Here is a 17,349-nt window from a genome sequence, read left to right as displayed (position 1 = left end):
GCTACCGCCGGTGGCGCCGCAGGTGGTCGCCGCCGCGGTCGAGAGCCTCACGTCCCGGCTGCGCAAGAAGCTGGACGCGGCGGTCGAACAGTACGCCGCCGTGCCCGTCGTCGCCGATGCCGAGGGCATCCGGATCAGCTGTGGCGAGGACGCCGTGGTCACGCTCTCGCCGGGACCGTCCGGTGCGATCGCAGACGACGGCCAGGCGCGGTGCAGCTGCCTCCTGGCGCCACGGTGTCTGCACCGCGCGGCCGTACTGAGTGCCTGCCCGGTGGCGGACCCGGAGCTAACGGAGGCGGACCCCTCCGACGGATCCCTCGCAGGTGCCGACCCGCTCGGCACCGACATGGTCGCGGGGTCCGCGCCCGTTGGGACACCCACGGACTCGGCCACAGAGCCCGCGCACGCGGCTATTGCCGGACAAAGTGCCGCGCAGGCAAGCACCACAGCGCCAGGCGCTACCCAGGCCCCAGGCCCGAACACCACTCAGGCCGCAGGTCCGAACGCCGCTCGGGCCGCAGGCTCGAACACCACTCGGGCCGCAGGCCCGAACGCGGCTCAGGCATCGGGGACGGATGCCGCTCAAGCCGCAGAGAGGAACCCCGCTCAGGGCACTTTGGGACCAGGTGTTGCGCAGGGAACCGCGGGACCAGGCGCCGCGCAAGTGCCGGTTACCGCGCCGGGTTCCGCGCAGGTGGCGGCCGCGTCAAGTCTGTGGACCGCCGCCGCGGCCATCCTTGCGGCCGGGGTGCCCGCGGCCGGTGCGGTGCCGCAGGCTGAGCTGCTCAGGGCCGCGCACTCGGCCAGGCTGGCCGGGTTGCCCAAGGCCGAGGCCGCCGCTCTGCGGGTCGTACGCGGGCTGCGGGCGGCCCGGGCCCGACACGAGAGCCACCGCCTCGCCGACCTGGTGTCCGCGCTGCGCGAGCTCCTGCTCATCGCGGGCCGGCTGGCGGGGGCCGATCCCGACCCCGCGCTGGTCGGCAGCGTGCGCCGGAGCTATCAGCCGGGCGGGAGCCTGCGGGTGTACGGCGTCTTCCGGGAGCCGGTGATCAGTGCCACCGGCTATGGCGGGGTGGTCACCCACCTCGTCACGGAGGATGGCCGATGGTTCTCGGTGGCGGACGTCAAACCGGGCGGTTCGGCCCGCGCCCGCGGGGCCGCCACCGCGCCCGTCTCGATCGGCCCCGCCATGCTGAACCACGCCCAGCTGGTACGGGCGGGACTGCTGATCACCGGAGCCACGATCTCGCCGGACGGGCGTCTGGGGGCGGGCGGTGGCGTGCGGGCTACCCCGGTGAAGGGGATGCCGTGGACGGAGGGGCCGATGGCGGCCCTGTTCGCCCGCCCGCTGGCGGAGGCTGTCGGCCCCCGGCTCTCCGGGCACGCCTGGAGCGAGTCGGACACGGAGGATAGGGCTCGCGAACCAGTCGGATGCGACCTGGTGATCGTCGGTGCGGCGGGCGACCACGTACTCGCCCGCGAACTACTACCGGCGCGCGACCACCTGGGCGCCCCCGGAGTGGGACCCGAAAGCGACCACCTGGGCGCCTCCGGAGTGATACCCGACGGCGTACCATCGGCCCATCCCCCGAGCCCGGTGCGCGCGCACGGCCCACTGATCCGGCTCGTCCCGGCCACCAGCCATCCCGACCTGGCCCATGTCGCCAATCTCCAGCGGCTCGCGTCCCGCCCCGGTCTGCTGGTGCGGGTGGTGGGCAGGGTGGATCCCGACCGGGCGGCCACCCTGCGCCCGCTCGCGGTGGGCCCGGTGCCGGGCGCCGAGGCGACGCTCCGCCTCCCGGCCGAATGGCACGACCGGGCCGATCTCGGGTACGACCGCCTGCAGGGCTCCCACCTCCCACGGCAGGACGCGTGCCTGCCGGGGCAGCCGGGCGCCGGGACAGAGGTGGACCCGGTGGCGAGCGCACCGCTCTGGCGGGTTCGACGGCTGGTCGAGCTGGGCGTCTCCGGCGGGCGACGCGCGGTGGCCGAATCGGCGCGTAACGGTGACTCCCACGCCTCGCTGCACCGGGCCGGGTTCCGTTCCGCCGCCGACCTGGTGACCAAGCTGACCGCGGAGGCCGACCGCAGGTCGCGCGACGTGTTCGGCCGGTTGGCGGACTCCGGCCCCGACCGGTACGCCTGGGCGTGGCTGGCCGCGGCCACCCACCTCGTCGCCACGGAACGGGCCATGATCCACTCCTCCTGGCAGGCGGATCACCCCAGGTGATCGGGTGCGTCACATTTTCGATCATGAGTCACCGATCTGCTACGCCGCGCCGACGTGTGGAGCACAACCTCGGGTTCGTCGATCTGATCGGCTCTTGCGCGGCGGCGGCGTCTCAGCGCAGGGTGAGGGTCGTGTCCGGTTCCAGGCGGCCCCCCGCCAGCGGCACCAGGCCAGGACGCTAGGGTAGGGGCGGCAGGCATCGCTGAGGGCAACGCCGCCGCCCTGACCATGGGCACGAGGGGGACCGGTTACCGGTCCTCCTACGAAGAGGCGTTCGCCGTCAACGTGCGTGCGCCGTACTTCCCCGCGGCGGCTCGGGCCCCCACCAAGCTCGCCGAGGGTAAAGGCAGCATCATCAGCTCGCTTGCCACCAAGATCGCCATGCCGGGAATGTCGACATACGGAGCAACCAAGTCCGCGCTGGAAGGACCCACCAGGCGCTGAGCTGCGGGTGCGGCCTGTGCCCGTAGGCAGTGATCAGCCCCCTGCCTACGCCCGATAGATATGTAGTTGATGAAATGTTCGCAAATGTGGGAGTAGAGCAATCCGGTGACTGATCCGACCATCATTTACACGCACACTGACGAGGCCCCTGCCCTGGCGACGTATTCCTTCCTGCCAGTGGTCCGGGCGTACGCCTCGCAGGCGGGTGTCGCTGTGGAGTCCCGTGACATCTCGCTGGCCGGGCGCATCCTCGCGGTCTTCCCCGAATACCTCAACGAAGATCAGCGGATCAACGACGACCTCGCGGAGCTGGGCGAGCTGGCCAAGACCCCCTTGGCCAACATCGTCAAGCTGCCCAACATCTCCGCCTCCGTCCCGCAGTTGAAGGCGGCCGTCGCCGAGCTGCAGGCCAAGGGCTACGCGCTGCCGGACTACCCGGACGAGCCGAAGACCGACGAGGAGCGGGAGATCCGCGCCCGTTACGACAAGGTCAAGGGCTCCGCGGTGAACCCCGTGCTGCGCGAGGGCAACTCCGACCGCCGCGCTCTCGCCTCGGTCAAGAACTACGCCAAGACCCACCCCCACCGGATGGGCGCCTGGACCGCCGAGTCCAAGACCAACGTGGCGACCATGGGCGTGGACGACTTCCGCTCTACCGAGAAGTCCGCGGTGATCTCCGAGGCCGGTTCGCTGCGCATCGAGCTGAAGGGGGACGACGGCTCCACCATCGTGCTGCGCGAGTCCGTGCCGGTCCTCGAGGGCGAGGTGGTCGACGCCTCGGTGATGCGCGTCGCCGCCCTGCGCGAGTTCCTCACCGCGCAGGTCGCCCGTGCCAAGGAGGAGGGCGTCCTGTTCTCCGTGCACCTGAAGACCACGATGATGAAGGTCTCCGACCCGATCATCTTCGGTCACGTGGTGCGCGCCTTCTTCCCGAAGACGTTCGCGAAGTACGGCGGGACGTTCGCCGCGGCCGGTCTGACCCCGAACGACGGTCTGGGCGGCATCTACAAGGGACTGGAGAACCTGCCCGAGGGCGCCGAGATCAAGGCATCCTTCGACGCCGAGCTCGCCGAGGGCCCGAAACTGGCCATGGTCGACTCCGACAAGGGCATCACCAACCTGCACGTGCCGTCCGATGTCATCGTCGACGCCTCCATGCCGGCCATGATCCGCACCTCCGGCCACATGTGGGGCCCGGACGGCCAGGAGCACGACACGCTCGCGGTCCTCCCGGACTCCAGCTACTCCGGCATCTACCAGGCCGTGCTCGACGACTGCCGCGCCAACGGCGCCTATGACCCGGCCACGATGGGCTCTGTCCCGAATGTCGGCCTGATGGCACAGAAGGCCGAGGAGTACGGCAGCCACGACAAGACCTTCGAGATTCCCACCACGGGTACCGTCCGTCTCGTCGACCAGGCCGGCAACGTCGTGATCGAGCAGACGGTCTCCGCCGGGGACGTCTTCCGCGCCTGCCAGACCAAGGACGCCCCGATCAAGGATTGGGTGCAGCTCGCCGTCACTCGCGCCCGCGCCACCGGCGACCCGGCCGTGTTCTGGCTGGACGAGGACCGCGCCCACGACGCCGTGCTCATCGAGAAGGTCAAGCGGTATCTGACGGAGCACGACACCGAAGGCCTGGACATCCGCATCCTGTCCCCGGTCGAGGCGACCAAGTTGTCCGTGGAGCGCATCCGCCGCGGCGAGAACACCATCTCCGTCACCGGCAACGTCCTGCGCGACTACCTGACGGACTTGTTCCCGATTCTGGAGCTGGGCACCAGCGCCAAGATGCTGTCGAGCGTCCCGCTGATGGCGGGCGGCGGCCTGTTCGAGACGGGCGCCGGGGGCTCCGCCCCGAAGCACGTCCAGCAGCTGGTCAAGGAGAACTACCTGCGCTGGGACTCGCTCGGCGAGTTCTTCGCGCTGGTGCCGGCCTTCGAGCAGTACGCGAAGACGACCGGTAACCAGCGTGCCCAGGTCCTCGCCGACGCCCTCGACCGCGCCACGGCGACCTTCCTCAACGAGGACAAGTCCCCGACCCGTCGCGTCGGCGGTACCGACAACCGTGGCAGCCACTTCTACCTGTCCCTGTACTGGGCACAGGAGCTGGCCGGCCAGACCGCCGACGCCGACCTCGCCAAGGCGTTCGCCCCGCTCGCCGAGACGCTCGCCGCCAACGAGCAGAAGATCGCCGACGAGCTGATCTCCGTCCAGGGCAAGCCGGCCGACATCGGCGGCTACTACCAGCCGGATCCGGCGAAGGCCGCCGCGGTCATGCGCCCGTCGGAGACCTTCAACGAGGCGCTCTCGACCCTCGCCTGACCCACTGTCCGCGGTCCCGCAGATGGTCTCTGGCCGCAGCTCGGGGAATCTGGGCGGCGCTGCCGTCCGGTAGAACCCGGTAGGCCAGAGATCATCCTCAAGGCGGGTTCGGGGTAGACGAAAGGAGACGCTGCTCGACCAGTCGCGGACCGCGGGCTTGCCGATCGTACGGCGCATCGAAGGGGAGCGGCGCCCGTTTCCGGCGGTGGTGGAACGTGCCGCCTACCGGGTCGTACAGGAAACACTGGCCGATATCCACAAGCACACGGACCGGGCCTCGGCGGAGTGCGGCTGGGCTACACGCCTGCCGAACTCCTCGTGACCGTGACCAACGCGCCACCGCCCTGTCGCGCCGTCACCCGGCAGCAGGTGGGCCTGCGCGAGCGGGTCGAACGCCTCGGGGGCGAACTGAGCGCGAGCTGGGCGCCCGACGGCGGGTTCACCTTGACCGCGTGCATCCCCGCCCGCGATGGGGACGCCGCGGATCACCCGCATCCCCGCTCTCGAAGGAGGCGTCGCGTGATCCGGGTGCTGATCGTCGGCGGCGCAGCGGCCTCGCTCTCATTCTGACGCCATCCGGCACAGTACGCCGCCGGGTGGCGCACTGGCCTCGAACGCCCAGCCGAAAATTAATGTCCGGCAAACGCCCTCGCGATGCCCTGGAAAGAGCTCTCCGGCGGGCTGAAAATCTACAGATATGCAGAACTTACGACGTACCGCCATCGCAATCGCGGCATTTACCGCCCTCCTCGGAGCCGCCTCGCCCAGCGCTGCCGCTGCCTCGCAATCAACATCGTCCGCGGCCGGCGCCCTTGCCACTCCGCCGTGTGCCCAAGGATTGGTGTGCGCATGGACGGAGCAGAACCATGCGGGCAGCAGAGTTTCCTGGTATCCGCCTACATCGGGATACTGCTGGGGGACCGGCGGCGTGAGTCAGGCCTTTTACTCGGTGTGGAACGCGACTTCTTCTGTTGTTCGCGTCTGGGAACTTCCCAATTGCACCGGCCGCAATGCATTCGTCAATCCGCAAAGCGGGCAACCCATCACGCCGTTCCCGGTAAGGGCTTTGTCCCCCAGCGCGGACTGACGGTCGCTCCGGGGGCACTTTACGGCTCGTAGTGGACGTGGATCGAGGTGATCTGGTCGTTGAAGTCGGCGCCGACGTAGTTCACCTGGGTCCAGTTGTGCCAGTACGTGTGCTTGCCCTGATATGCCTCGTCGGTCCACACGTTGACGTAGTTGCAGCGGGAATGGCCCTGTCGCCACGAGGACATCGTGTCGTTGAAATCACCGAGATTGCGGATGCCGTAACCCGCGGTGTCGCAGGGGCCGGCCGTTCCGCTCCAGTTCTTCACGGTGCCTCCCATGTTGATGTCGGTGGCCAGTTGCAGGAGCAACGTGCTGGCGGTGGTGCCCGCGGCCTTGGCCGCCGCCTGCTCGGTGTCCGCGCATGCCTCGCGGACCACCCGGGAGAACTTCTCTCCCTGCTTGATCGGGTCCAGTAGAACAGAGCAGTAGCGCGTTGGGGCCGGCTTGGCAGCGGATGCCGACGCCGGCGCGGCTGTGGCGCCGCAGGTCACCAGTAAGGCGAGCGCGGCCAAGCTGAGCCTGCGGGTGCGGGTGGCTGTGAACTGGTGTGCCGAGAAATTCATGGGTGCTCCAGTTTCGCGATTTTCGGTCATTGCTGATTTTTTCGAGGGGCGCCGAAGCGCTCGCAATTCTTGCCATGATCGCCGGGATGTTCTTTACTTTTTCATCGCTACAGACCATCGGGCCAGGGCGCGGACCGGACACTTACCGGACGTTCTTGACTGGCATTGCGCCTGTCGTCAACGCCATCCATGGGTTTTCAGGCCGCTTGCTGATATGGGTTGATCAGCCGACGGCGATGGCCGTCAATAGGTCGGTACGGGCGGCGCGGCGGGCTGGCCCGCAGGAGGATGTTCTCCAGCGCGGTCAGGGTAGGCAGCAGGTTGAACGCCTGGAAGACGAACCCGATCCGGTCCCGGCGCAGGTCGGTCAGCCGATCGTCGGACAGTACGGAAAACTCGGTGTCCCCGACCCAGACCTGGCCTTCCGTTGGCTGGTCGAGACCTGCGGCCTCCTTCTCAAGAAGGGGACTGCTGCGGCGGCCGCAGGCGGAGCCGCATGGCGGGGTCGCGCGAAAGGGTGAAGCCCAGGGAGCGGTAGAGCGGTTCGCCCTCGGAGGAGGCGCGCAGGTCGATCGTCCGGATGTCACGGTCGCGATACCAGTCGAGCAGCGCGGCCATGCAGCTGCGCGAGTAGCCGCGTCGCCGGTGGGCGGGGTCGGTCACGACGTTGAAGACGTATCCGATCTCGCCGCTGGGGTTGCCCGGCCCCGGGAGCCGGTACTCCACGGTGCCGACAGCACACGCGGCCAGCAGGCCCGCCCCGTCCGGACGGCCCGCGATGTTTGGCAGCCCCGCCCCTTCCGGCAGCCCCGCCCCTTCCGGCGGCCCCGGCCTTTCCGACAAACCCGCCCGGTCCGCCAGGCCCGCTCCGTCCGGCAGCCGCGCCCGGTCCACCAGGGCCGGTCGGTCCACGACGAAGGCGACCAGCGTGGGATCCGGCTCGGCCAGTCGCTCGCGGAGCATCGCCTCCGCGGTCTCCTTCCAGCTGCCGTCGGCCGACCGGTGCCCTGCCAGCTGGGTCATCAACACTCCGCGCAAGCGGACCAGCTCCGCGGCGTCCGCCGCGGTCGCCCTGCGTGCCTCGTTCATTGGCCAGAGCCTAGCCGCGTGGACATGGAGCAGGCGATCTTCACCCGTTGACGGTCGGGTGGCGCGGGCGAGCCGTCCACGCGCGGCCTGCCGGCTTGTCCAGGGCCTCGGCGGGAATTCCGCCGCACGCCTTCATGGACTCCGGCGCGCGCCGGACCACAGAGCGGACCAAACCCCGGAGAGCTGCTTGCACTTAGTGCAGATGCGTCGTACGCGCCGAGGTCCTACTGTCTTGGAGTGACCCCCACGTCCCCGGGCGCCCGGACCACAGGCGGCGCGGACAAGGCCGAACGCCGGCGACGGCTGCGTCAGGCCGCCCTGACGTTGGCCGAGCAGCGCGGATTCGCCGCCGTGTCGATCGACGACATCGCGGCGGCCGCCGGTGTGTCCCGGCGCACCTTCTTCAACCACTTCGACACCAAGGCGGGCGCCCTGTTCGACCCGGCCCCCGGCGAAGCGGCCCAACTCGCGGATCTGTTCGTACGGGAGGTCGGCACCGACACGTGGGTCGCCCTGACCAGGGCTCTCAAGGCATTCCTGACCGCGGAGTTCCGGACGGTGTCCGCGCGGCGGCGCATCCTGGCCGGCCAGCCCGAGCTGAACCGCTTCCTCCCGGGGGCCGACGCTCATCTCGAGGAGTCCATCGCCGACTGGCTCGGCAGCCGCGGCATCACCGGCCTGAGTGCCAGGACGATGAGCGGCATGGCGCTCGCCTGCGTCCGGGAAAGCGTCATGGCGTGGGACTCCGAGAGCGGCCCGGCGCGGCTGTTCGAGATCCTCGACCAGATGTTCGCGCTGGCCGCCGCCGGTACAGCGGCCATCTGCGCCGCGCCGGCGGCATGCACGGACACCGCCATCGGCAAAACCACACCGAAGGCATGCACGGACACCGCCATCGGCAAAACCACACCGAAGGCGGGTCAGACCCGGAGCCGGATCCTGCTGGCCGCCGAACGTCTGTTCGCCGAGCACGGGGTATTCGCGGTCTCCAACCGCCAGATCAGCGAGGCCGCGGGTCAGAGCAACAACGCCGCGGTCGGCTACCACTTCGGCACCAAGGCCGACCTGCTGCGCGCGATCGTCGAGCACCACACCACGCTGATGGAGCGGATCCGCGAACGATTGCTGCGGACCAGGAGTGACAGTACGGATCTGCGCGACTGGGTCGCCTGCGTCGTGCTGCCGTTCACCGAGCATCTGAGCAGCCTGGAAACCCCGACCTGGTATGCCAGGCTCGCCGCTCAGATCATGACCGAACCGCAGCTACGCGAGCTGGCGGCCGCGGGACTGCAAGACGCGCCCAACTTCTACACGGTCGTCGGCGGCCTGCACCGCTGTCTTCCGGCGCTTTCCCCCGAGCTGCGCCGCCGACGTGACGACATGGCACGCACGCTGCTCGTGCACATCTGCGCCCATCGCGAGCGCACGCTGCCGTCCGACGTGGAGGCGGCCAGGGAGGCATGGTCGGCCACGGCCGCCGAGCTGATCGATGCCATCGAAGGGCTGTACCTCGCCCCGCGGGCAAACTTTAAAGCAGTCGTTTGACTTAATTTTACGCATTCGGTTAGCTTCTCTCCGACGGGGCGATCATTCGCCGCTGCAAACGTGTCTGCCGCCTCGTCCGACCGGCTCCGCGCCGGACGATGTCCCGTGCCATCTCCTCAGGCGCGGCAATGACTCAGCGGCTCCCGCATCGGAAGGGCATGCATGGACCACTCTTCGCCGCCTGCGCGTTTCACAGTCGCGGAACTGGGCTTCGACCCGGAGGTGCTGCGCGCCAGGTACCGCCACGAACGCGATCGTCGGCTGCGGCCCGACGGCAACGCCCAGTATCAGGGCGCCCGCGGCAAGTTCGGCTACTACGCCGCTGACCCGTACACCGAACGCGCCGAGCGGGAACCGGTCCGCGACCGAGTCGAGGCGCTGGTGGTGGGTGGCGGCTTCGGCGGGCTGCTCACCGGGGCCAAGCTCCGTGAGGCCGGCGTGGACGACATCCGGATGCTCGACGAGGCCGGCGACTTCCGCGGCACTTGGTACTGGAACCGCTACCCGGGCATCCACTGCGACATCGAATCATCGATCTACCTGCCGCTGCTCGAAGAGGCCGGCTACCTGCCCACCATGCGATACGCACCCGGCGAGGAGATCCGCCGGCACGCCGTCGCGCTCGCCGAACTCTACGACCTGTACCGCGACACGCTGTTCCACACCCGCGTCACCGAGCTGCGCTGGGACGACGCCGCGGCCGAATGGCAGGTGCGCACCGACCGTGGCGACGACTTCAGGGCCCGCTATGTCGTGATGTCCGCCGGCACCCTGGTCCAGCCGAAACTGCCCGGCATCCCCGGCATCGAGACGTTTCGCGGGCACACCTTCCACACCAGCCGCTGGGATTACGGCTACACCGGCGGCGGCCAGAACGGCGGCCTGCACGAGCTCGCCGACAAGCGCGTCGCCGTGGTGGGCACCGGCGCCACCGGGATCCAGGTCATCCCGCACCTGGGGCGCGACTCGCAGCACCTGTACGTCTTCCAGCGCACCCCCTCGTCGGTCGACGTGCGCGACAACCGCCCCACCGACCCGGCCTGGGCCGCTTCGCTCAAACCCGGCTGGCAGCAGGAGCGGATGAGGAACTTCCTCACCGTCGTCACCGGCGGGCTCGCCGAACGGGACCTGATCGATGACGGCTGGACCAGCACCGCACGGCTGCAACGTCACCTGATGGCCGGCACCGTCGACACCGACCTGTCACCCGAGCGGCGCGAATACCTCGACGAGATCGCCGACTTTCAGAAGATGAACCAGATCCGCGCCCGCGTCGATGAGATCGTCGGCGACCCGGCCACCGCGGAACTGCTCAAGCCCTGGTACCGCTACATGTGCAAGCGGCCCACCTTCAGCGACCACTACCTGCAGACGTTCAACCGCCCCAATGTCACTCTGGTCGACACCGCCGACCACGGTGGCATCACCGGGATGACGGAGTCGGCGGTCGTGGTCGGCGAGCAGGAGTACGAGGTCGACTGCGTCATCTTCGCCACCGGCTTCGAGGTCGGCCTCTCCGGCATCGTCTCCGGCTCCCTGCCGGTGTACGGCCGGGGCGGCGCGGCCTTGCTCGACACCTGGCGGCGGCAGGGCCCTCGCACGCTGCACGGCTTCTACAGCCACGGCTTCCCGAACCTGTTCCACCTGGGCTCACTGCAGAACTCCTCCGCGGTCAACTTCGTGCACATCCTGCAGGAACAGGCCACCCACATCGGCGCCGTGGTCGCCGAGGCCCGCCGACGTGGCATCGCGTCGGTCGAGCCGACCAGTGACGCCGAGGACGCATGGGTCACCACCATCCGGGAGCTGGCACCGGACAACAGGGCGTTCCAGGCCGAATGCACGCCGGGCTACTACAACAACGAAGGCAAACCACGCCCGGTCAGCCAGACGTACGGGCCCGGCCCCGTCGCCTTCCACGACCTGCTGCGCCGCTGGCGCACCGAGGGCGGCATGGACGAGGTACTGGCGGGCAACCGATGAACCGCCGGAAAGTCGAGCAGCTGATCCGGGCGCGCCCGCTGTGGGGATCGAACGGCATGGCCTTCGGACCCGACGGACGCCTGTACGTGGCCCAGTTCCTCGCCGGGCAGATCAGCGCCGTCGACCTGGCCACCGGCGACGTCGAGGTGGTCGTGCCATCGGACGGGCCACTGCAGGCCCCCGATGACCTCGCCTTCGACACCGACGGCGCGATGTACGTGACCGACCTGGTCCCGGGCCGGGTGTGGCGACGTGACCCGGCCGGAGACTTCGCGCTGGTCACCGATGAGATCACCGCACCCAACGGCATCGCCTGCGTCGGCACCCGGGTGTTCGCCAACGAGATGATCCCGGGCGGACGCCTGCTGGAGCTGTCCCCGGCAGGCGAGGAACCCACGGTGCTCACGGCCGGCCTGGCCATGGGCAACGCCATGCAACTCGGCCCGGACGGGCGGCTCTACTACCCCCACATGCTCACCGGTGAGGTGTTCCGCATCCCGCTCGACGGCGGCGAGCCGGAACTGGTGGCCGCGGATGTCCCGGATCCGGTCGCCGTGCGCTTCGATCGCGGTGGCGCCCTGCTGGTCCTCTCCCGCGGCGCGAGCGGGATCGTCACGCGCGTCGACCTGGCCGGCACAGGTGACCGGTCCGCCATCGTCAGCGAACTCAACGCCCTGGACAACGCCGCCTTCGACGCCGACAACCGGATGTTCGTCTCCAGCTACGCCCACGGCGGCGTCGCCGAGCTCATGGCCGACGGACGTACCCGCCAGATCGTGCCCCGGGGACTCGGGGGCCCCTTCGGGGTGACCATCGATCTCGGTGGCGGCATCCACGTGGCCGACCACTACCGCCTCACCCAGCCCACCGACCAACAGGGCGAAGCAGACCAACAGGGCGAAGCCGACCAATCTGGCGAAGACGTCACCACCACCCAGCTGCTGAACTTCGTGCACGGCGTGGCCGCCGACGGTGACCTGCTGCACACCACCTCCCAGTACGGGCACGTCCGCACTTACGACCGGCGCTCCGGCACGGTGCGCACCAGGGCCAGCGGCCTGAACCGTCCGCTGGGCATCGCCGTGCGCACCGACGGCACCCTGGTGGTCGCCGAATCCGGCACCGGTCGCGTCGTCGCGATCGACCACGACGACCAGGTCAGTGTGCTGGTCGAGGGCCTCGGCCGCCCGGTCGACGTGGCCGTCGACGCCGACGAGCGCTGCTACATCAGCGACGAGCGGCTCGCCGCGGTGTACCACGTCGAGGACGGCGTACCCCGGCTGCTCGCCGACGGGCTCGGCACCCCGCAAGGCATCACCGTCAACGACGGCACCGTGTACGTCGTCGGGCAACTGATCGCCGCCCGCGCCCTGCAAGGCGTCGGCGTCGGCGCGGTGCAGACCCTGGTCAACATCGCGATCGGCGCGTTGGTGTCGCCCCGGGAACGTGGCCGCTACGCCGGATACCTGTCCAGTGTCACCTCGATCTCCACCATCGGCGGCCCGCTGCTGGGCGGCTTCATCGTCGACACCTCGTGGCTGGGCTGGCGCTGGTGCTTCTTCGTCGGCATCCCCGTCGCGATCGTCGCGCTGATCATCCTGCAGCTGACCCTGCGACTGCCGATCTACCGCCGCGACAACGTGAAGATCGACTACTGGGGCGCCACGCTCATCACCGCTGGCGTCAGCCTCCTGCTGATCTGGGTCTCCTTCGTCGACGACGCCTTCGCCTGGGCCTCCTGGCAGACCGCCGCCATGGTCGGTGGCTCGATACTGCTGCTCGGCGTCGCGCTCTGGGTCGAATCCCGGGTCTCCGAGCCCATCGTGCCGCTGCGTGCCATCCGGCAACGCGCCACCGCCCTCGCGATCCTCGGCAGCCTCGCCGCCGGCACCGCCATGTACGGCGCGACCGTCTTCCTCACCCAGTACTTCCAGATCAGCCGCGGCCACACCCCCACCGAGGCCGGCCTGCTCACCATCCCGATGATGGCCGGCATCCTGATCTCCTCGATCGTCGGCGGCCGGCTGGTCACCCGTACCGGAAAGCTCAAGCCGTTCCTCATCACCGGGACCATCGCTCTGACCGCCGGATTCGTGATCCTCGGCCTGCTCGACCAGCACACGCCGATGCCGCTCATCGGGTTCGCGATGGTGCTCGTCGGCGCCGGCGTCGGCCTGACCCTGCAGAACTTCGTCCTCGTCGTGCAGAACGCCGTCGCGCTGACCGACATCGGCGCCGCCAGCGCTACTGTCGTGTTCTTCCGCTCCCTCGGTGGCACGGTCGGCGTCGCCGTGCTCGGCGCGGTCCTGGCCCGTCAGGTCGGCGCCGGCACGGCCGACGGCGTGCCACCGGCCACCGCCTACGGCGACGCCACCGGACACGTCTTCCTCATCTCGGCCGCCGTCGCCGTCGTCGGTGTGGTCGCCGCGCTGCTGCTCAAGCCGATCACCCTGCGTACGAACGCGGACGCGCGTAAGCCGCAGGCTATGGAAGCCGTGGTGAAAAGCCAGAAATGATCAATAGGGTGGACCCTTGGACGTCAGCTGCGGGCAGATGTCGCGATAGGGGGCACCTGTCAGATACTGGTCCCACTCTTGGGGGCTCAGCGTGCGACCCGCCCGCCCGCACACGAGCTCGGCGACGCGGTCCCCAGCGACCGGTATCTGGGCGATGGTCCCCGATTGGTTGCCCGAGACATACAGCATGCCGTCGTCGGCGCTGAACGCCAGCCGGTCGAAGATGTCGATGGTAAACGAGCCGAGCCGCTGCCGTGAGGCGACGTCCCAGATCTGGGCGGTGTACACGTCATCGAAGGTCTCACCGATGGACCTGCTGATCGCTGCCAGCAGGGTGCCGTCATGGCTGAAGAGCACGGATTCGACCTCGGCATGGCTCGCCACGCGCATGGCGGGCGACAGTTCGACGCCCTTCGCGCTGTCCCACAGCTCGATCGTGCCTGTGCCGAGGGCCAGGAGCGGCGCCGTGGGGCTGACCGCGATGCTGTAGCCCGCCCGGTTGAACCCGGTGCCGACGAGCTTGCCGGTGTCCAGGTCGAGCACTCTGCCGGTGGTGGTCACCATGGCCGTGCCGTCGCGGGTCGAGGCGACGAGCCCCGTGCCGGTGTCGAGCTTGTGCCGGGTGAGCACGCGGCCGCTGTCGGCGGCCAGGACGATCAGCTCGTTTCCGGCGTCCCGCTGGCTCATCTCCACGAGCGAGAGCACCAGCTTGGCGCCATCGGGAGTGAACGCCGTTGAATTGACGGACCGCTCCTTGGGAATGGGATAGTGCCAGAGCCGCCTGCCCGTGGCCACGTCCCAGACGGAGACCCCCGAGCCCTCGCCGGTGGCGGCCAGCCTCTTGCCCGCCGGATCGAACAGCGAACCGGTGGTGCCCTCGCTGCCGGCCAACGGCACGCCCAGGCGGCGCGTGTCCCAGACGCGTGTGGGCGCGTCGTCCTTCTCGGCGGCGATCAATCGGCCGTCCTGGCTGAACCCGCCGACCTCGTACCCGCTCGGCAGCCTGCCGCGAGAGACGCGGGAGCCGATGCCGAGGGTGATGATCGAGTTTTCGAGCAGGTATCGGATGGTCTTGCCGTCAGGGTCCGGCCAGGCCTCGTCCGGCTCGCCCTCCGCCACGTAGGTGTAGAGATCATCGCCTTTCTCGGCGTCCCACAGGTGGATCGTCCTGCCCTCGACACCCAGCAGCCTCCTGCCGTCCCGGCTGATCCGCAGAGACGTGGCCAAGAAGTCGTCCGAGGCCGACTCCTGCCAGAACGGCCGATCCTCGTCGGGCAGTTTCCTGGCTGTGCGCAGATCCCAGGCCACGATGTCGCCGTTGGCGCACAGCAGTCGCCGGCTGTCCGCCGTGAACGTCGCGGCGGTGCCGCACTTCTTCGGCATCCGGGTGTCCACGGTGAGGTCAGGCAGGCGGATCAATTTCAGCCCGCCCTGGTTGATGCCGATCCCCGCGATGTAGGCGCCAGAGGGCGCGATGGCCGGGCCGGAGTCGGCCTCCAGCCGCGGAGCGTAGGACCTGCCCGTCCGGGTGTCCCACAGGAACACCATCGTGGTCTCGCGCATCACCGCGACCAGGCTCTCATGCGCGTCGAAGACCACGTCCACGCCGGGGGACCCCGCTGCCACGCGGTGCTCGTGCAGCTTCTTGCCCGTCATGGTGTCCCAGGAGTACGCCGTGTCCCGGCTGACGATCACCAGTGTCCTGCCGCTCGGGCTGAGGGCGGCCACCGACGGCAGCGCGGCGAATCCGCTCGGCCACTTCCAAGAGGTCGTCTGCCGTCGCGAAGGGACGTCGTAGACCCGTACCCCGTCCTCGTCGGCGATGACCCGCGTGCGCCCGTCGGCCGCCGCCGCGGCCGCGGAGACCCCTTTGGCGCCCGGGTCGCGGAAGGCCATGCTCTCCGGCATCGTCAGCGAGGTCATCAGACTCTGCCTGGTGTCGGGGCCCGAGGCCAGCCGCCAGCCGGCCACGCTGAGCAGCATCGCCTTGGCCGGGTCGGTGGTACGCAGCTTGTCGGCCTCGGCCGCGACCTGCCGTCCTATGGCCTGGTCGCGCTGCCGGGCCACCACGCGACTCTGCTCGGCGACCTGCCTGCCCTGCACCACCGCGACACTTCCCGCGGCCACCGCCACCGCCAGCAGTACGCCCAGCGCCACCGTGGTCAGCCGCCTGCGGCGGATGTTCTTCCTGGTCAGCTCCGTGCCCGCGGCAAGGAAATCACGCTCCCTCGGGGTCAGCGTGACGTGCCTGCGCCCGGTGGCCGCCCAGGTCAGCGCGTGGTCCAGGCTGCTGCCCCGCAGCAGATCGCCGTCCTTGCGCCCGTTCTCGGCCCACTGGCGCGCCGCGTAACTGATCTGACCCAGTACGGCAAGGCCGTCACGGTCACCGTCCACCCACATCCGCAGCCGTGGCCAGGCACGCAGCAGAGCGGGATGCGCCAGCGCGACCGCCTCGTCCTTCTGCGTCACCAGGTAGGAGAAGGCCCGCAGAATCCGCTCGATGGCCTGGACCTCCGGCTCCGAGCGGCCGGCGAACAGTTCGTCCTTCAGCACCCAGCGGACGCTCTCGTGCCCGTCGTCGGTGACGGACACCATACGGAGGAAGACCTCGGCGGCCAGTTCCCGCACCTCAGGCGCGAGCGCGCCGTAGGCGTCCTCGGCGATCGTGCCGAGCGCCGGATCGGCGGTGCCGGGCACGTGCACGCCACTGGCCGCACGGCTGCCCGCGGTCAGCAGCCCGCGCATGTCCGAGTCGCCGCCGCTGACCAGCGCGAGGAGCAGGTCGCGTGCCGAGGGCCGGGCCGAAGGGTCCTTCTCCAGCGCGGCGGCCACCAGCGAGGTCAGTCGCGGCGGCAGCTCACTCAGGTCGGGCCGCGCCGACAGTACCCGGTGCATGACCCCGCCCAAGTTGTCCGCTCGGAACGGGTCCTCGCCCGTGGCGGCGAACACCATGATCGCACCCCAGGCGAAAACGTCGGCGGGCGCGCCCGCCCGCTGCCCGGTGAACACCTCAGGCGCCATGTAGGTGGGCGTACCGGACACCTCACCGGTCTTGGTCAGCGACATGTCCAAGGTCCGCGCGATGCCGAAGTCGATCACCCGTGGACCGTCGGGGCTGAGCAGCACGTTGTCCGGCTTGAGGTCTCGGTGTATCACGCCCGCGTCGTGCACCGTGGTCAATGCGGTGGCGATCGCGGTGGCCAGCCTGTGCAGGTCGTCCCCGGTGAACTTGCGCCCCTGGCCGACCGCCTGGCGCAGGCTCGGCCCCGGCACATACTCGCTGACGATGTACGGCTTGCTGCCCGACATGTCGGCGGCCAGCACCCTGGCCGTGCAGAACGAGGCCACCCGGCCGGCGGCGGTCGCCTCCTTGGCGAACCGGTCGCGGCCCTCGTCGCTGGCCGAGTGGAGCACTTTGAGCGCGACCCTGCGCCCGTCACGATCGTAGGCGTCGTACACCACACCTTGGCCTCCGGAGCCGAGCCGGCCCGCGAGCCAGTACTCCCCGATGTGCTCCGGATCTCCCGCGATCAGTGCTTCCACGGCGGGTTAGATGCCCGACCGG

At 69.7% G+C, this 17,349-nt stretch carries 12 protein-coding genes and 1 pseudogene; 8 read left to right on the top strand and 5 right to left on the bottom strand.

Annotation, left to right across the window (positions count from 1 at the left end):
- Position 1: 1 nt before the first annotated feature.
- The gene (locus tag AB0J16_RS45695; protein WP_358551982.1) at positions 2–244 is read right to left on the bottom strand and encodes a hypothetical protein; all 243 of its coding nucleotides are present in this window, start codon (positions 242–244) and stop codon (positions 2–4) included.
- Between AB0J16_RS45695 and AB0J16_RS45690 the strand changes: the two genes are divergently transcribed.
- From AB0J16_RS45690 to AB0J16_RS45670, 5 genes are all read left to right on the top strand, one after another.
- Positions 155–2,230 (top strand): hypothetical protein, encoded by a 2,076-nt coding sequence (locus AB0J16_RS45690; protein WP_358551970.1) that lies wholly within the window; start codon positions 155–157, stop codon positions 2,228–2,230. The two genes, AB0J16_RS45695 and AB0J16_RS45690, sit on opposite strands and share 90 nt — an antisense overlap.
- A gap of 228 nt (positions 2,231–2,458) precedes the next feature.
- Positions 2,459–2,674 carry an SDR family NAD(P)-dependent oxidoreductase gene (locus AB0J16_RS45685; protein ID WP_358551896.1) on the top strand — a complete coding sequence of 72 codons (216 nt, stop codon included), beginning with the start codon at positions 2,459–2,461 and terminating at the stop codon, positions 2,672–2,674.
- A gap of 105 nt (positions 2,675–2,779) precedes the next feature.
- Positions 2,780–4,999: an NADP-dependent isocitrate dehydrogenase gene (locus AB0J16_RS45680; protein ID WP_358551894.1), complete on the top strand. Its 2,220-nt coding sequence runs from the start codon at positions 2,780–2,782 to the stop codon at positions 4,997–4,999.
- A gap of 285 nt (positions 5,000–5,284) precedes the next feature.
- Positions 5,285–5,569, top strand: a complete 285-nt coding sequence (locus tag AB0J16_RS45675) for a hypothetical protein (RefSeq protein WP_358551892.1) — start codon at positions 5,285–5,287, stop codon at positions 5,567–5,569.
- A 127-nt stretch (positions 5,570–5,696) separates the two neighbouring features.
- A complete protein-coding gene (locus AB0J16_RS45670) occupies positions 5,697–6,086 on the top strand; it encodes a peptidase inhibitor family I36 protein (RefSeq protein ID WP_358551890.1) in 390 nt (129 codons plus the stop codon).
- Between the two features lie 19 nt (positions 6,087–6,105).
- Here AB0J16_RS45670 and AB0J16_RS45665 read toward each other — a convergent pair whose 3' ends face one another.
- The 3 genes and pseudogenes from AB0J16_RS45665 to AB0J16_RS45655 form a co-directional block, all read right to left on the bottom strand.
- Positions 6,106–6,651 carry a hypothetical protein gene (locus tag AB0J16_RS45665; protein ID WP_358551888.1) on the bottom strand — a complete coding sequence of 182 codons (546 nt, stop codon included), beginning with the start codon at positions 6,649–6,651 and terminating at the stop codon, positions 6,106–6,108.
- Positions 6,652–6,932: 281 nt separating this feature from the next.
- Positions 6,933–7,097, bottom strand: a pseudogene (locus tag AB0J16_RS45660) (ABC transporter ATP-binding protein); the annotation flags it as partial.
- 10 nt (positions 7,098–7,107) lie between these two features.
- Positions 7,108–7,740, bottom strand: a complete 633-nt coding sequence (locus AB0J16_RS45655; RefSeq protein ID WP_358551886.1) for a GNAT family N-acetyltransferase — start codon at positions 7,738–7,740, stop codon at positions 7,108–7,110.
- A gap of 237 nt (positions 7,741–7,977) precedes the next feature.
- On the opposite strand from AB0J16_RS45655, the gene AB0J16_RS45650 reads away from it, so the two are divergent.
- From AB0J16_RS45650 to AB0J16_RS45640, 3 genes are all read left to right on the top strand, one after another.
- A complete protein-coding gene (locus AB0J16_RS45650; RefSeq protein ID WP_358551884.1) occupies positions 7,978–9,285 on the top strand; it encodes a TetR family transcriptional regulator in 1,308 nt (435 codons plus the stop codon).
- A gap of 162 nt (positions 9,286–9,447) precedes the next feature.
- Positions 9,448–11,268, top strand: a complete 1,821-nt coding sequence (locus AB0J16_RS45645; RefSeq protein WP_358551882.1) for an NAD(P)/FAD-dependent oxidoreductase — start codon at positions 9,448–9,450, stop codon at positions 11,266–11,268.
- The gene (locus AB0J16_RS45640; protein ID WP_358551880.1) at positions 11,265–13,784 is read left to right on the top strand and encodes an MFS transporter; all 2,520 of its coding nucleotides are present in this window, start codon (positions 11,265–11,267) and stop codon (positions 13,782–13,784) included. The genes AB0J16_RS45645 and AB0J16_RS45640 overlap by 4 nt, the downstream gene beginning before the upstream one ends.
- On the opposite strand, the gene AB0J16_RS45635 is transcribed toward AB0J16_RS45640, so the two are convergent.
- The gene (locus AB0J16_RS45635; protein WP_358551878.1) at positions 13,785–17,327 is read right to left on the bottom strand and encodes a serine/threonine-protein kinase; all 3,543 of its coding nucleotides are present in this window, start codon (positions 17,325–17,327) and stop codon (positions 13,785–13,787) included.
- Between the last annotated feature and the right edge of the window lie 22 nt (positions 17,328–17,349).

The sequence above is a fragment of the Nonomuraea sp. NPDC049750 genome, assembly GCF_040659625.1.
In the GTDB taxonomy this organism is placed as follows: Bacteria; Actinomycetota; Actinomycetes; order Streptosporangiales; family Streptosporangiaceae; genus Nonomuraea.
Note: the sequence above shows the minus strand (reverse complement) of the source record. Positions and strands in the feature narration are given on the sequence as shown.

Excerpts from the sequence above, each read along its gene's own strand:
- AB0J16_RS45685 (WP_358551896.1), top strand. The coding sequence starts at position 2,459 with ATGGGCACGAGGGGGACCGGTTACCGGTCCTCCTACGAAGAGGCGTTC.
- AB0J16_RS45670 (WP_358551890.1), top strand. The coding sequence starts at position 5,697 with ATGCAGAACTTACGACGTACCGCCATCGCAATCGCGGCATTTACCGCC.
- AB0J16_RS45665 (WP_358551888.1), bottom strand. The coding sequence starts at position 6,651 with ATGAATTTCTCGGCACACCAGTTCACAGCCACCCGCACCCGCAGGCTC.
- AB0J16_RS45655 (WP_358551886.1), bottom strand. The coding sequence starts at position 7,740 with ATGAACGAGGCACGCAGGGCGACCGCGGCGGACGCCGCGGAGCTGGTC.
- AB0J16_RS45645 (WP_358551882.1), top strand. The coding sequence starts at position 9,448 with ATGGACCACTCTTCGCCGCCTGCGCGTTTCACAGTCGCGGAACTGGGC.
- AB0J16_RS45640 (WP_358551880.1), top strand. The coding sequence starts at position 11,265 with ATGAACCGCCGGAAAGTCGAGCAGCTGATCCGGGCGCGCCCGCTGTGG.